Annotated in this window: 13 protein-coding genes and 1 tRNA gene; 3 read left to right on the top strand and 11 right to left on the bottom strand. The window is 43.0% G+C overall.

Annotated features, from left to right (window positions below; genetic code table 11):
* Positions 1 to 66: 66 nt before the first annotated feature.
* The 7 genes from rseP to rimO all read right to left on the bottom strand — a co-directional run bounded on the left by rseP (position 67) and on the right by rimO (position 8,030).
* On the bottom strand, positions 67 to 1,443 hold the full coding sequence (rseP, locus tag I6E84_RS12985) for an RIP metalloprotease RseP (protein ID WP_197218408.1): 1,377 nt from the start codon (positions 1,441 to 1,443) through the stop codon (positions 67 to 69).
* Between the two features lie 110 nt (positions 1,444 to 1,553).
* Complete coding sequence (gene ispC, locus I6E84_RS12980) at positions 1,554 to 2,759, bottom strand: 1-deoxy-D-xylulose-5-phosphate reductoisomerase (protein ID WP_197218406.1); 1,206 nt, start codon at positions 2,757 to 2,759, stop codon at positions 1,554 to 1,556.
* A gap of 91 nt (positions 2,760 to 2,850) precedes the next feature.
* Positions 2,851 to 3,660 carry a phosphatidate cytidylyltransferase gene (locus I6E84_RS12975; RefSeq protein WP_110922362.1) on the bottom strand — a complete coding sequence of 270 codons (810 nt, stop codon included), beginning with the start codon at positions 3,658 to 3,660 and terminating at the stop codon, positions 2,851 to 2,853.
* Positions 3,661 to 3,851: 191 nt separating this feature from the next.
* Positions 3,852 to 4,610 (bottom strand): polyprenyl diphosphate synthase, encoded by a 759-nt coding sequence (gene uppS, locus I6E84_RS12970; protein ID WP_110922361.1) that lies wholly within the window; start codon positions 4,608 to 4,610, stop codon positions 3,852 to 3,854.
* A gap of 217 nt (positions 4,611 to 4,827) precedes the next feature.
* Positions 4,828 to 5,382, bottom strand: a complete 555-nt coding sequence (gene frr, locus I6E84_RS12965) for a ribosome recycling factor (protein ID WP_110922360.1) — start codon at positions 5,380 to 5,382, stop codon at positions 4,828 to 4,830.
* A 146-nt stretch (positions 5,383 to 5,528) separates the two neighbouring features.
* Entirely contained in the window at positions 5,529 to 6,254 is a 726-nt protein-coding gene (gene pyrH, locus I6E84_RS12960) for a UMP kinase (protein ID WP_110922359.1), read from the bottom strand.
* A gap of 183 nt (positions 6,255 to 6,437) precedes the next feature.
* Positions 6,438 to 8,030 carry a 30S ribosomal protein S12 methylthiotransferase RimO gene (gene rimO, locus I6E84_RS12955; RefSeq protein WP_197218405.1) on the bottom strand — a complete coding sequence of 531 codons (1,593 nt, stop codon included), beginning with the start codon at positions 8,028 to 8,030 and terminating at the stop codon, positions 6,438 to 6,440.
* A gap of 133 nt (positions 8,031 to 8,163) precedes the next feature.
* Here rimO and I6E84_RS12950 point away from each other — a divergent pair, with 133 nt between their 5' ends.
* The 3 genes from I6E84_RS12950 (at position 8,164) to I6E84_RS12940 (ending at position 11,691) form a co-directional block, all read left to right on the top strand.
* The gene (locus I6E84_RS12950) at positions 8,164 to 9,495 is read left to right on the top strand and encodes a two-component system sensor histidine kinase NtrB (protein WP_197218404.1); all 1,332 of its coding nucleotides are present in this window, start codon (positions 8,164 to 8,166) and stop codon (positions 9,493 to 9,495) included.
* 101 nt (positions 9,496 to 9,596) lie between these two features.
* Positions 9,597 to 11,390, top strand: a complete 1,794-nt coding sequence (locus tag I6E84_RS12945; RefSeq protein WP_197218403.1) for a sigma 54-interacting transcriptional regulator — start codon at positions 9,597 to 9,599, stop codon at positions 11,388 to 11,390.
* 216 nt (positions 11,391 to 11,606) lie between these two features.
* Positions 11,607 to 11,691, top strand: a tRNA-Leu gene (locus I6E84_RS12940).
* 144 nt (positions 11,692 to 11,835) lie between these two features.
* Here I6E84_RS12940 and I6E84_RS12935 read toward each other — a convergent pair.
* The 4 genes from I6E84_RS12935 to I6E84_RS12920 all read right to left on the bottom strand — a co-directional run bounded on the left by I6E84_RS12935 (position 11,836) and on the right by I6E84_RS12920 (position 15,723).
* Positions 11,836 to 12,900 carry a 2,3-butanediol dehydrogenase gene (locus tag I6E84_RS12935; RefSeq protein WP_197218402.1) on the bottom strand — a complete coding sequence of 355 codons (1,065 nt, stop codon included), beginning with the start codon at positions 12,898 to 12,900 and terminating at the stop codon, positions 11,836 to 11,838.
* A 600-nt stretch (positions 12,901 to 13,500) separates the two neighbouring features.
* A complete protein-coding gene (locus tag I6E84_RS12930) occupies positions 13,501 to 13,899 on the bottom strand; it encodes a ribbon-helix-helix domain-containing protein (RefSeq protein ID WP_197218401.1) in 399 nt (132 codons plus the stop codon).
* 66 nt (positions 13,900 to 13,965) lie between these two features.
* Positions 13,966 to 14,526: a DJ-1/PfpI family protein gene (locus tag I6E84_RS12925; RefSeq protein WP_320158646.1), complete on the bottom strand. Its 561-nt coding sequence runs from the start codon at positions 14,524 to 14,526 to the stop codon at positions 13,966 to 13,968.
* Between the two features lie 168 nt (positions 14,527 to 14,694).
* Positions 14,695 to 15,723, bottom strand: a complete 1,029-nt coding sequence (locus tag I6E84_RS12920; protein ID WP_197218399.1) for a protein kinase domain-containing protein — start codon at positions 15,721 to 15,723, stop codon at positions 14,695 to 14,697.
* Positions 15,724 to 16,148 lie beyond the last annotated feature (425 nt).

Below are 16,148 nucleotides of genomic sequence, written 5' to 3'. Positions count from 1 at the left end.
CGGTCTATGATAGGCGTAAAGCCATTAGTACATAATGCCTTATCATTCATATTAGCTGTCATTTAATCAAAATAGCCGACTGATATCATTACCAATTGCTAACACCATGAAACCTGCCAGCAAGAGTAAACCGATATTTAAACCAACCATTTGTACGCCTTCTGACAGTGGCTTACCGCGAATCAGCTCAATGAAGTGATAGACGATATGACCACCATCCAATACAGGAATGGGTAAAAGATTCAATACCGCCAGACTCAAACTAATCAAAGCCGCAGTGGACAATACCATCTGCCAACTGATATCAAAACTCTGTTTGGCAACTTTGGCAATCGTGATAGGACCTGACAAATTATCCAACCCAATCATGCCCGACAGCATTTTCCCCATTGAGCTAACCGTCATTACTGCTAGCTGTTCCGTCTTCTCAAATGACTTTACTAACGACTCGCCAGGACCATAGACAACTGTGGTTTTATACGCATCAGGGACCACAATCTCAGACTGTACCACCATAGCACCAATTTGGCCATAATCGTTACCTAAGTTATCTTTTTTACCTTGTGGCATAATCTGTAATTGCACAGATTTTCCATCACGTAGGACCGTAAAATTAAGCAGCGTTTCAGGGCTATCGCGAATGATACGGGTAGCACTGATCCAGTCTTTTATTTCTGTATCATTGATAGCCGTAATGCGATCACCGACTTTTAGCCCCTGCCGACTGGCAGCACCATCAGCACTCAGATCACCCACTATCGGGGCAATATCTGGTTGCCACGGCAGCATGCCAAAGCTAGTCAATGCATCTTTGCCTTGTGCGGCGCCTTGCATAAATTGCTGCACGGGCGCTTGATACGTTTTGGCCGAGTTATCAGTTTGGACAGCTGATTGCACCGTGATACTCACATCATCTGTCTCGCCCATACGCCCAGCCAGACGATAATTAATACCTTCCCACGTTTGCACGTCATGACCATCAATCGCAACAATTTTACCACCAACAGGTAGCTGTGCCATAGCAGCAGGCGTATCAGGCAAGATGCTGCCAATTTTAGTCGCTAGCTGCTCTGATGGGGTCATAAACAGTACCCAAAACAGCGCGATAGCAATAATAAAATTCATGATAGGGCCAGCAGCGGCAATCGCAATCTTCTTTAGCGGATGCTGATGATTAAACGCCAAATGTTGCTCATCTTTGGCCACTTCACCTTCACGCTCGTCGAGCATTTTGACATAACCACCCAGTGGCAATGCCGAGATGCGATAGTCAATACCACTTTTCTTACTGGTCCAACCAAACAGCTTAGGGCCGAAACCAATAGAGTAAGTCAGCACTTTAACGCCGCACATACGTGCCACGATATAGTGACCCCATTCATGCAAAGCAATGAGCGGACCTAAGACAAATATTGCTGCAAGGAGCGTTAATAAAAACGTCATGATCTTTTCTCAGTATGATTTCTTAGCATCTTTTGTCAACATCTTTGCTAGGGCATGCTGGACATCATCTTTTGACTAAAAGCTTTTTTCTGCGATTATACTAATTACGATTATGCCAACTTTGCTACAAGCTTGTCAGTAAGATGCCGCGCTATCTTATCAATGGTTAATATATCTTCTATGTCAGCTGTTTCGGTCAATGGCGGTACTTGTATGTCATTTAATGCTTGCTCATTGATATCCGCAATATTAGTCAGACGAATTTGTCCATCTAAGAAGGCAGCAACCGCAATTTCGTTCGCAGCATTGAGTACAATAGTCGCTTGCGTACCCGCTTGCATAGCTTGACGTGCCAAACGTAAACAAGCAAACTTTTGCAAATCTGGTTTGATAAACTCTAATCCGCTGAGCGCATATAAGTCCAATGGCTGCGAGCCACTCTCAATTCGATTGGGATAGCTGAGTGCATGCGCAATAGGCGTTTTCATATCTGGGCTGCCCAGCTGTGCCAAGAAGCTACCGTCGCTATATTCTACCATTGAGTGAATGATACTTTGTGGATGAATGACCACATTTATCCTATCTTCAGTCAAATCAAATAAATGACAAGCTTCTATCAATTCTAAGCCTTTATTCATCATCGTTGCAGAGTCGACGGATATTTTTTGACCCATTGACCAGTTTGGATGTTTGACTGCCTGAGCGACGCTTGCCTGTTGCATCTGCTCAAATGACTGCTGCAAAAATGGCCCACCAGAAGCGGTCAACCATAACTTACGTACGCCGTGTTCTGACTGGTGGATTTGGATATTGTCTTGCTGAATAGCGAGTGGTAAACATTGAAAAATAGCATTGTGTTCTGAATCAAGCGGTAGCAAAGTGGCATTGTGCATTTTGACAGCATTAATCATTACCTGCCCTGCCATCACCAGCGCTTCTTTATTAGCAAGTAAAATACGCTTACCTGCACGAGCGGCAGCTAAAGTAGAAGGCAAGCCCGCAGCACCCACAATCGCGGCGACCACGGTATCAGTTTGCGAGTCAACGGCGATGTCTATCAGCCCCTGTTCACCACCCACGACATCGATATCAAGACCTGCCGCACTGAGACGCTGAGCAAAATCATCAACGGCTGCTGTCGGTACGCTGACACGTTTCGGTAAAAACTGTTTGCAGAGGGCGAATAACTTGTCTAAACGGTGATAGCCGGACAAAGCATAGACCGTGTACTGTGGTTGTGCTGCTAAGATTGCTAACGTACTATCGCCAATCGAACCTGTTGCGCCTAGTACGGCGATGCGTTGCGTCATAACCATTGATGCCTATGAAGGATACTGTGAGAAATAAAATAAATAAACGCTCTGATTTTTAAGCACTTTGATTTTTGAACGCTCTGACGTTGATGCCTTATACGACGATCAAGCCAAACTGTTGTATCGCCCAAAAACCAAGTGCAAATATCGGTGTGGCAGACAATAGCGAATCGATACGATCCAATATGCCGCCATGACCTGGAAGAATCGTTCCTGAGTCTTTGACATCAGCACGGCGTTTGAGCATCGACTCAAATAGGTCACCAAGTACTGATGCTAAAATCGTTATCGCTGATAATGCCACAAATGCGATTAATGGCACACCAGTCAATTGTAGTTTAAAGACACTAATCCCAATGACGACTAGCAAGCCTGTGACCAATCCGCCAGCCAGTCCTTCCATGCTCTTGTTGGGTGAGACATTCGGTGCCATCTTGCGGCGACCAAGCTTGCGACCTACAAAATAAGCGCCGCTGTCTGCACACCAGACCAATAAGAATACATAGAGCAACCACCATGCCGACAGTTGCCACAAATAAAACATAGCTGTAATCGATGCCGTCAATATAACAGCACCCATCAAGGCCAGTTTCTTTCCATACCAATTGGTATGCGTTGGGAATACCCTGACCCAAGATAGCGCCATCAACCATATAGCGAGTGACGCCACCCACCAAAACAGCCAAGTCACTTTGAATATAAGAGAGACTAAAGTTAGCACCAAGACTAGCAACACAAATACAGCAGGCTGACGCCACTTAGGCATCAGCTTCGTCCATTCATGAGCCGCAATAATCACGCCAACGGCTAAAAGCGGTGCAAATAAAACAGGGGTTTGGCTCGCAAACATTGCAATACCAACGATAATAACGAGAACAATTGCCGTCTTAATTCGTTGCCACATACTTATTGAGCCTTATAATAATGAATAATGCATGGTCAAAAAGTGCATTATAGCAGCTAATCTACAATAGCCCACTAATAGCAATGAACACCCATTGAAGCGGTTTATTATTTCATAAACAATCAATATTAACTACTCATACGATAACGGCTTTGCAAAATGCTAAGTCAATGATTAAAATGACAACGGTTTTAAGGCTTATCTTGCTCTATCACTATCTGCTCACTGGTTTTGCCAAAGCGGCGTTGACGTTGAGCAAACTCTGTTACCATCGTCGCTAACTCATCTGCTGCAAAATTCGGCCATAACGTTTGGGTGAAGAACAACTCAGCGTAGGCTGATTGCCACAATAAGAAGTTGGATATTCGGTATTCACCACCCGTACGTACTAACATGTCTACGGCTGGTTCGTCTGCTAACTGAACATACTCACCGAGCATTTCTTTATTGATATCATCAGCACGTAACTGTCCTGACTCTACTTGCTGCGCCAACTGTTTTGCAGCATTCGCAATATCCCATTGTCCACCATAACTGATAGCGATAACCAGTGTCATAGCGTCAAAATCTGCCGTTTTTGCTTCAGCATCTGCCATCAATGCTTGTAAGTCAGCACTTAGTTGACTGCGATCGCCGATGAAACGCAAGCGAATACGGTACTCATACATGCGTGGTATTTGCTCATGAATGGTCGAGGCCAACAGTTGCATCAGCAGCGCCACTTCACTAGCTGGACGTTGCCAGTTTTCACTAGAAAACGCAAATACCGTCAACACCTCGATACCAGCATCCACACAATACTCAACGATAGGATCTAGTGCGTCTTTGCCAGCGACATGCCCTTGGCCTTTTCCCAAATCATTGGCTTTGCCATACCGATTGTTGCCATCCATAATGATAGCGATATGACGAGGAAGAATAGTGGGAGCCAAAACGGCTGAAGTGGACATAGGCGAACTTGCTTATTGTTGAGGTAAGATAATAATAACGTGTGCGAGGGTGATTAAAAAGCGTCAGACAGACAATTCATAAACTTATCATAATTCAGTCATCAGTCGCTTAGCACTCACGCAATAATAAGCAGCCAATAGCGTTGGCACATTGACTGCTTAATATTTGAGCAATGACTTAACTAACTATTGTCATAAACAACAATAAAATTAGTTCTTAGACGTCCATCAAATCGCTTTCTTTTTTGGTCAAACTTTTATCGATGATTTCGATATATTTGTCAGTGATTTTTTGGATATCATCACTGGCGCGGCGCTCGTCATCTTCTGATATTTCTTTTTCTTTTGCTAAATCTTTAATATCATTCATCATATCACGGCGAATATTACGGATAGAAACTCGGCTGTTCTCAGCTTCTCCACGCGCAAGTTTTTGCATATCGCGGCGTGTTTCTTCTGTCAATGCTGGCATCGGTACACGAATCACATCAGCAGTCATTGGGTTAAGACCCAAATCAGCTTCACGGATAGCTTTATCAATTGCCTGTACCATAGTACGGTCGAACGGTTGAACAAGCAGCGTACGTGAGTCTTCAACGTTGACACTTGCTACTTGGTTGAGGGCGGTGTCAGAACCGTAGTAGCTGACCATCACACCTGACAACATACCTGGGTGGGCACGGCCTGTACGAACTTTACTGAAAGTACTCTGAAGCGCTTCCAACGTTTTTTGCATGCGTGCTTCGCCGTCTTGCTTAATCTCTTTAATCATTATGTGTCCTTATTTATCGCTATCGATAAATCATTCATTGTTGTAAGTTATGTCAGTCACTATTAATCATTAGTATTGATTATCAGCGACGGACGTAACTTTAATTATTTACGTTGTGATATTAGTGCTGGGCATATCAAAGCAGATTAGTGGTAAACACGTGTGCCTTCATTTTCACCCATAATGACATTTAACAATGCATTAGGCTTGGTCATATCGAAAACTTGTAGCGGTACGTTGTGCTCACGGCACAAGGCAATAGCGGTTAAATCCATGACGCCAAGCTTTTGCTCTAGCACTTCGTCAAACGTTAAACCATCGTACTTGACTGCATCAGCATGTAAGCTTGGGTCTTTGTCATACACACCGTCAACTTTGGTCGCTTTTAAAATCAAGCCCGCTTCGATTTCGATACCACGCAAGCAAGCAGCGGTATCAGTAGTGAAGAATGGATTGCCTGTACCCGCTACAAAAATGCAAACATCACCGTTTTTCAGATAACGAATGGCGTTACGGCTGCTATAGCTTTCGGTTACTTCACCAATAGGAAGTGCTGACATCAAGCGCGTTTTAATATTGCGGCGCTCAAGGGCATCACGCATCGCCAAACCATTCATAACCGTCGCTAGCATGCCCATCTGATCGCCTGTAACGCGGCCAACCAACCCTTCTTTTTGTAATTGGGCACCGCGATATAAGTTACCACCACCGACCACGATACCAACTTGGACGCCAAGGCCACGCAAATGGGCAATAGATAAGCTCATTTTATCAAGCACTTCGGTATCAATACCCATGTCTTTGCCACCAGCTAAAGCTTCGCCAGAGAGTTTTAGCAAAATACGAGAGTAACGCGGGTTTTTGTCAGACATGAGATCACCTTGTTATCATTAAATTATAATTAAAGTTATCGGTAAAATACAAATGGAGTTTGCCTTTGGTCTTGACGACACCGACATACTTGATGATAAGCATGCCAAAAGGCTAAATTGCGCTAATTGTAGCAAAAACTGCCCTTTGTGGGGCAATTTTCACTTGTCTATAGTGTAAGGTTTTTAGCCTTTGTAGCTACCAAACAAATCATACTCACTGGCGTCGTCAATAGTGACGGTTAAGAACTGCCCTACTTTGACTTGTGCAGTGATGTCGTCAACGTAGACGTGACCATCAATTTCAGGCGCATCCGCATAGCTACGGCAAATCGCAATACCTTCTTCACTGTCAATCTCATCGACCAATACCATCAAGGTTTTGCCGATTTTTTCTTGTAGTTTTTGTGCTGAGATATCTTGTTGTAGCGTCATCAAACGCTCGTAACGAGATTTTTTAACGTCTTCAGGTATGTGATCTGGCAAATCATTGGCCACAGCACCTTCAACTTCTGAATAGGTAAAGGCACCAACGCGATCAAGACGAGCTTCAACCAGCCAATCAAGCAAGCATTGGAAATCTTCTTCCGTCTCACCAGGGAAGCCAACAACGAAGGTTGAGCGAATAACTATATCAGGGCAAATCTCACGCCATGCTTTGATACGAGCTAAGGTGTTTTCACTATGTGCTGGACGTTTCATTGCTTTTAGGATGCGATGACTGGCATGCTGAAAAGGAATGTCTAAATAAGGCAAGAGTTTCTTTTCGCCCATTAATTCAACGACTTTATCTACATGCGGATATGGGTAGACATAATGCAAGCGTACCCAAATACCCAAGTCATTCAACGCTTTGCATAAGTCATAGAACTTCGACTTCAGCGGCATACCGTTCCAAAAACTGGTCTTATATTTAAGATCCAGCCCATAAGCGGAAGTGTCTTGCGAGATAATTAACAACTCTTTCACGCCAGCATTTTTCAGCGCCAGTGCTTCATTCATGACGTTGTCAATCGGACGTGAGTCCAAATCGCCACGTAAGCTTGGAATAATACAGAAAGTACAACGGTGGTTACAGCCTTCAGATATTTTTAGATAAGCATAATGGCTTGGGGTCAATTTGATACCCGCCTCATTAATCAAATCTATTTTAGGATCGTAGTTTGCATCCTTACTACGGTTTGGCTTGGGCACGTGCTGGGCAACTGCCGTAATGACTTCATCATAGGCATGCGCGCCCGTCACGGCAAGTACAGCTGGGTGCATTGCACGGATTTTATCCGCTTCTTTACCCAAGCAGCCCGTCACGATGACCTTGCCGTTTTTGCTAATAGCTTCACCGATTGCATCAAGCGACTCTTGTACCGCTGATTCAATAAAACCGCAAGTATTGACCACGACCAGATCCGCACCTTCATAGTCGCTGGCTACTTGATAACCATCACGGCTCAATTCGGTGATGATACGCTCGCTATCCACCAAGGCTTTTGGACAACCTAATGACACAAAACCAATTTTTGGCGCTGCACTAACTGGCATCGTAGCAGTCGCATTGGCAGTCGTTACATCACTGCTTTGGGCGACACTACGGTTTTGGTTATGATTGGCTTTATGATGGTAAGGTTGTTTAGTATCTGTTTGACTGACATCTGCCTGACTATCTTGCACTATATTGGGCTTGGCAGGATTAAAAATAGTGGCAGTGTCTTTTGGAGCGATAGAAGCTGACGGTGAGGTGGTAATAGTCGGATTGACCGACTCGGTAGAAGTTTTGGGCATGGCTAACCTTGCTAGAGATAAAGTGGCTGTGCGCATTGTACGTTTTTTTTGCAAAAATCGCCAGTTTTGCCGCTCTATAGTGTTGATTTATGGTTAAATATTATATTGAGTATTTTTTTGTAGGCGCCGACCCATGACAACCCATTTGACAACCGCAAAATCGACACCTGATTTGGCATTCATATCACAGCATTTGTTCACAGCTATCTTGTGGGTCAATGAAGAGCTCTCTATTACTTGGCTAAATGCTCAAGCTGAACAACTACTGGCTATCAGCAGTGGCAGACTGCTCAATCAACCTATATTGGCATTACTCTCGCCCGAAGAGTTAAAACCAAAAGACAGCCCTAGCATCAATAACGATGAAGTCTATGAACAAAACTGCTCTTTAGCCGAAAGGTTTGAGCTAGCGAAACAGTATCAGCAACCATTCATTGATCATGATCACATCATAAATACGCAATTGAATGGCAATTTATCGTTTTCCGTCGACTATAGCGTGACGCCACTCATCTACGAGCAGAAGACGTATTTTATCATCGAGATGTGGGGCAAAGATCGCCAAAGCCGTATCTCAGAAGAGCAACGTCAACAGCAACAATATGGTGTGGCCCGTCATATGCTACGGTCAGTCGCCCATGAGATAAAAAACCCGCTGGCTGGCATTCGCGGTGCTGCACAACTATTACAACGAAAATTTATCAAATTCAGCGATGATGCCAATCTTAATGGCAGTGCTTCAACCGCTATGAGTAGCAAAAACTCTGGTTCGAACCACAATGACGACCTACAGAAGACCACTGAGAAACTACGTGGCTATACCGATATCATTATCTCAGAGACGGATCGCTTAACACATCTGGTAGGACAGTTCCTCGGATCTAATCAACTGCCAAACTGGCAAATACTGAATATCCATGAGCCCCTAGAGCATGTCTTGTCTTTAGTAATCAATCAATACCCACAATTAACGCTACAGCGAGATTATGATTTATCGTTGCCTGAGCTATGCGCTGATAAAGACCAATTAATTCAAGTATTTTTAAACCTGATTAATAATGCCTGTGAGTCCATGACTGAGTTTGAACAAACGCTACAACAGCAAGAGCTCTCGGAAGCCAAAAAATTGCAATCGATAGATTCAGAGACTGACATTGACTGCCATATAGATTACCAGCCAACCCTACATATCCAAACGCGAGTCGCCTTTCAACACACCATTATTGGACATCAACACAAGCAAGTCTTACAAGTAAACATTACCGATAACGGCTCAGGGATTGATCCAGCATTGATCGGACAAATATTTTTCCCAATGGTGACTAGCCGTGCTGCAGGGACTGGTCTAGGATTATCTATTGTGCAAGATATCATCAGCCATCATCGTGGTATGATTGATGTCAGCTCCACACAAGTACAAGGTCAGCAGCAGACACGCTTTACACTATATCTGCCGTTTCATTGATCAACAATCACAGTGCAAAAAACGGATATTATTTAGAACAGTTACATCACAAATACGACATTACCATCCTGAACCAACCCATTGCTCATTAGGCCTCATACATGACTGAATATAGCGACAAACATAAACCTAAAAGCGATACTCAAACGGCAAACGATCAAACCCCCACTGACCAAGCCATCAAAGTGACGGTCAATAATGCCCCTGATGATAGCCCTGCGACTTTATGGCTCATCGACGATGATGCCGCATTGAGAATGGTGTTAGCAGATACTTTTGAGGATGCAGGGCTTACGGTTATTAGCTTTACCCAAGCGCAAGCAGCATGGGGACGCCTTAATGATATCTTGCAAGAAACTGAGTCGGTCACGCAGTTACCCGATGTGATATTGACTGATATTCGTATGCCAATGATGGATGGCTTGTCTTTTAGTGATTGGGTACATCAGCACTTTCCTAAGCTGCCTATTGTGATTATGACTGCTCACTCTGATCTCACCTCTGCTATTAATAGCTATCAAACAGGGGCGTTTGAATATCTACCCAAACCATTCGACTTAGATGATGCCGTTGCCACGATTTATAAAGCGATTAACTATCAACCTAATCTGGTGGTAGAGCGTCAGGCAACGAAATCTAATACTTCTGACACGAAAGTAACAGCTGACATCATAGCGGATACTAATACAAAGTCTGATAACAAATCCAAGTCTATCAATAAAACCAATACGGTCAGCAAAGTCAATAAAGTTGTCAAACATAAAACTGACGTTAAAGTAGATACTAGTGCGAATCACAACCCCAGTGGCATTATTGGTCAATCACAAGCCATGCAGACAGTATTTCGTGCCATTGGCAGATTGGCGCACTCCCCGATAACAGTCTTAATCACGGGGGAATCAGGGACAGGGAAAGAGTTGGTCGCCAGTGCGCTACATCAGCACTCACCGCGTCACCAGCAGCCTTTTATTGCACTCAATATGGCAGCCATTCCGCATGATTTGATTGAGTCTGAGCTATTCGGTCATGCAAAAGGCGCATTTACTGGTGCGACGACGACTCGACCAGGGCGTTTCGAACAGGCAGATGGCGGGACATTATTCTTAGACGAAATCGGTGACATGCCATTTAGCACTCAAACACGGCTGCTACGCGTACTTGCCAATGGCGAGTTTTATCGTGTGGGTGGTCAGCAACCCGTCAAAGTCAATGTGCGCATCATTGCTGCCACGCACCAGAATTTAGAAGAGCTGGTCAAACAAGGTAAATTCCGCGAGGATTTATTTTATCGCCTTAACGTGATTCGCTTACCACTCCCGCCACTACGGACACGACGCGAAGACATCCCTGCGCTAGCGACCTACTTTATGAAGCGCGCTGCCGATCAAATGGATACTGCACCGAAACAGCTACATCCGATGGCTGTACAGATTATGCAGTCTTTTGAGTGGCGTGGTAACGTGCGTCAGCTTGAAAATGTCTGCCTATGGTTGACCGTGATGGCGACTGGCGACACCGTCATGGCGGAGGACTTGCCACCAGAGCTGCTCGAAAACATACCTTCTAATCTAGAGCCCCATCTAGAACAAGATTTATATAGTGCTGGCACAGACAATCAAAATCCTATTCAACAAAGTCAGCTTGTCTCTAATATTACAAGTTGGCAGCAAGCGCTGGCTGTTTGGGCAACACAGTCTCTGCAAACCGGAGAAACGGATATTTTGCAGACAGCGACACCTGAGTTCGAACGTGTTCTACTGACAGCCGCACTCAACCATAGCGGTGGTAAAAAGATAGCCGCTGCCAACTTACTCGGTTGGGGACGCAATACCTTGACGCGTAAATTGCAGCAATTAGATATCACTGCATCAGAAGTGCAAAGAAATAGTGATTAAAGACGTAAAAAACTCGATAAAAAACCCTATTAATATCAAATATTTATGAAATATTGACAAAAAAAATCGTTAAATAATTAAAAATAATTGCAAATAGGGGTTGCCAAACTATTCAAACTCTATATAATAGCCAACCACTGAGACGCACTACCGAATCAGTTAACTATCTACGTTGTGTTTGAGTTTAAACGTTAATAATGATAGAGTAACGAAAATGGGGCTGTGGCGGAATTGGTAGACGCACCAGATTTAGGTTCTGGCGCCGCAAGGTGTGAGAGTTCGAGTCTCTCCAGCCCCACCATTTTCGGATAGTACATCTTAGACCAAATATCAAAGCCTGCTTTTAGCAGGTTTTTTTACGTCTGGAGTTTGTATAAAAAATCCCCGCTAATTAGCGGGGATCATATCAAAGATATAGTACTGACTCACTGGCGATATACAACGATTATAGATTTGGATTGACGATGATTTTTACTGCTGATTCATTGTTATGAATCAGTGTCTCAAAGCCTTTGGATATCAGATCATCTAAAGCGATGCGCTGAGTAATAAATGGCTCAAGATTAACCAAGCCATCCTCAACCAGTTGGATCGTATCTTTATGATTGTTCACGTAGCCAATCGTGCCACGTACATCAAGCTCTTTCATCACCACACTATGTACGTTTATAGTAGCTGGGTGGCTCCAAATAGAAACAATCACGACCACACCAGTCGGTTTACTCAGCTCAACCAACGAATCCAACACCTTATTCACACTAGTACATTCAAAGGCCACATCTACACCGCGATTATCAGTGATGCTCATGACTTCTTTTTTCAAATCAATTTCTGTAGGGTCTAATATATAATCAGCAACCCCGCTTTCTTTGGCTTTCTCTTTACGCTTAGCACTTAGCTCCGTCAGAATTACAGTGATACCTTTGGCTTTTAGCACCGCAGATAATAATAGACCAATAGGGCCACCGCCACCAACCAATGCCACATCACCTGCTTTAGCACCACTACGCATATACGCGTGATAGCCAACAGCCAACGGCTCAATCAAAGCAGCTTGATCTAATGGAATATTATTGGCGATAGGATGTACCCAGCGGCGTTTCACAGCAATTTTTTCAGACAAACCACCACCACGACCACCCAAACCAATAAAGTTCATATCTTTTGATAAGTGATAATCGTCACCAGGGCCTGTTGGTACATCATTAGAGATGATATATGGTTCGACCACTACATGCTGACCGACTTCAATATCATCAATACCCTCACCAACGGCATACACAACCCCTGAGAACTCATGCCCCATCGTAATGGGTGCCGACTCGCCTGAAATAGGATGAGGATGACCACACGGTGGAATAAAGATAGGACCTTCCATAAACTCATGCAAATCAGTACCACAAATACCACACCATGCGACATCAATACCAACTGTGCCTGGTTCTACTGTAGGCTCTGGAATATCTTCAATACGAATATCACCTTTATCATAAAAACGTGCTGCTTTCATATAAAACTCCTTTGTTTATAATCAACATACTCTTGATTGGTATAGTCAATTCTAAATAAAATAGATGCATTTTATATGACACGCGACCGAGTTAAGTTTTCATTTCAGGCTGTGTCTATGCAGACAAAATTGACAAAAATTTCGTCCTCGTCTTGATAACTACTTTTTGTATTGAACTGACTATATAATTAAAAAAAACAGGCTAACAATGAGAGTTAATAAAGAATCGATACTTCATTATCCGACTCTGAAAAACCTTCAAAGTATCAATACTGTTAAGTATTGTTAAAGACTGTTAAAAAATAAATTATACTATTCGAGGCAGTTAATACATCCATCGTACTCTGACATTTCCTCTCTACACGCTTCGCCAATGCCCTATCAATAATACTTTTGTAGTGGAATGACTATATGATTATGCACTTGCTATAGGCATAACTAGGGTGTGTCCTCATTTTAGAAATGAAGATGGAAATAAGATGAATTGTCGTCAAACGAGAAAAACAGTGTTGATGATATCGAGATATTGGCCAGCTATTTAGCAAAATTTGGCTATTTTTAGACCAGTTAGATGACTATCGTTTGAATTGAGGATATACCCTAATGAACAGAAGGATTTTTCTCACTATCATTGAATAAGGCACTACGTTGATTTTTACGCAGGGTTTCACGTTCAATGATATTTTTTGCATCGACTTTTTCTAAAGGTAATGCTGTTTCGCGAGAAAGATCGCCATCGGCTATTAAAGATAAATAACGAGAACAACAAACCCTCAGAAAAGAGGTGAAATTACCAATGTCATGATCAGCATCGAGAGATTCAAGGTATAGCTTAGTGATCAGATGATTAACTGTCATTTGATCACGAAATGACAACTCTTCTAATATATCCCAAAAGAACACTTCTAAACGAATTGAGGTAACAACCCCCTGAATTCGAAGCGATTTGGTTTTAGAGCGCCACAAGCTGTCGTCAGCACTAATAAAAAGTTGGCACATATAATATCCTCTCTCGATACTAAGGTTTGTTTGATATTCAAATGTTCAACAAACCCTAATTAAAGCTTATAGCAAGGCAACAAACTGCTTCAGCATAGCTGGGTGGGCAGGCCATGCAGGAGCCGTTACCAGTTGGCCATCCGTAATAGCGCCATCCATAGGTAACTTGACATACTCAGCGCCAGCCATTTCTATTTCTGGCTGACACGCAGGATAAGCAGATACTTTTTTACCTTTTAATACGCCAGCAGCCGTCAGTAATTGTGGCCCATGACAAACCGATGCAATTGGTTTATCAGTATTTGCAAAATGCTGAATCATTGCAATGACCTTAGCATTCAAACGCAAGTATTCTGGCGCACGTCCACCTGGTAAATACAAAGCATCATAATCTGCGACATTAATATCGTCAAAAGACGCATTAAGGACAAAATTATGACCGCGTTTTTCGGTATAAGTTTGGTCACCTTCAAAATCATGTATGGAGGTCGCGATGCTATCACCTGCCACTTTATCTGGGCAGACCGCATCAACCTCATGTCCCATCGCTAGCAGCGCTTGGAACGGTACCATGTTTTCATAATCTTCAACAAAATCGCCAGTTATGATCAGTACTTTAGCCATGATATTCTCACTGTATTGTAATAAAATATTGTAATGGAATACGGGAACCCAAATTAGCTTATAGCGACTGAGCTTAAAATGAGCCTGAATATCCATTCAAACATAAAAAACAACGACTGGGTAATATATGAATACTACAAACCATCACTTTTTAAAAATAAAATCATAAACTTAGCTGTTGTCTAATGATGTTAAATCTATCAGTACCTCTTCCATACTCCGATACCGTCTCTCTACCCGCTTCGCTAATGCCTTATCGACCATACATTGATAATGACTATATTCTGATGGCAACTTTGGAATAGGTTGCTGGCAATGCTGAATCGCCCACGCTTTTAATTTATCATTGCTATTGGCGCTGACCTGAAACGGTCGGCTGCTCGCCAATATCTCGACCATCGTTATCCCAAACGCATAGATATCACTTTGCACCGTTGCACCCTGACCTTGCCAACGCTCGGGTGCTAGATATGCGGGTGTACCAGCAGCATTTAATTGGCTATAGGCTAAAGTTATACGTTGTGCTAGAGCAAAATCAGTCAATAATAAATTCGGCATTATGCTGCTATTATCCGCACTATTCAGCAAGGATCTATCGCTAGAAGTATCTAGCAAAATATTGCTAGGCTTAATATCATTATGCAACCAGCCAGCGTGATGCAAGTTGGCTATCAAATGTGCGGATTGAGTGATGAAGTGATGCTTTTGTTGTGCTGTCAATGACGGATGTTTTGAAGCGGTCAGCTGACTCGCCAAGCTACCGTTAAAGTAATAAGGCATGACGACGATTATTAGCTTTTGCGGCTGATCTAGTATCTGAACGTTTACGTAATGATGTGCCAATAGTGGCGGTGCGATAGCATTATCTTTGATTCTTGATAACGCATTCATAGCAACTAAAACGTCTGCTTCATGAGTTGAATCGGGAGAGATATGATAAGAATCAGCACTCAACTGCCATTTAATCATGACTTGACCAAACTGTGCATGTTGGGCGCGCGTTAAGCCTTGGTAGTAAGTATTTTCGATGTTTTTCGTATCCTCCTCTTGCATTTGTTCTGTGCTTTGCTGAGTAATACGCTGGTGAACGACTTTGCTAAAATGCAGTGTGGTCAGTGCTTGCGTAATGACTGCCAATAACTGCTGATATCGCGCCTGTAACGCTTGCTTAATAGACAGATTACTGGCACTATTTTCCATGGTATTTTTCTCATAATAGGGTGAGATTACTGCCTTCCCGTTCGTATCATTTCCAAAAATAATAATAGCGCGAATAATTTTGGCTAGGGCGTGTCACCAATGAGATTGTGAGACTTAAAATGAGAAAAATTGTAGATAAACAAGGCAGAAATTGCCGTTAATATGAACATATTGACAAAATTTCTGACGATGTCTAGCAAAATTTAGCCACTTTAAGGCCACTCAATGTATCCATGTGCTAATTGATGACACACCCTAATACTACGCTCAGTAGGCGCCAAAAGTTTAGCCACGTTAATGATATTTTTGGGTATGGTATGAGGGTCTGTTGAACATTCAAATGTGGTGCTGGCAGCAACTATTTTTTAGACAATATGCAGTGAAATTTTTGATGCCTAGTCATTCTAGGTTAGACAATTTCGCCA

The sequence above is a fragment of the Psychrobacter sp. SCQQ22 genome (genome assembly GCF_015864605.1).
GTDB lineage: Bacteria > Pseudomonadota > Gammaproteobacteria > Pseudomonadales > Moraxellaceae > Psychrobacter > Psychrobacter fozii.
The sequence above is the reverse complement of the archived record's forward strand: the minus strand, read 5'-3'. Positions and strand labels throughout refer to the sequence as shown.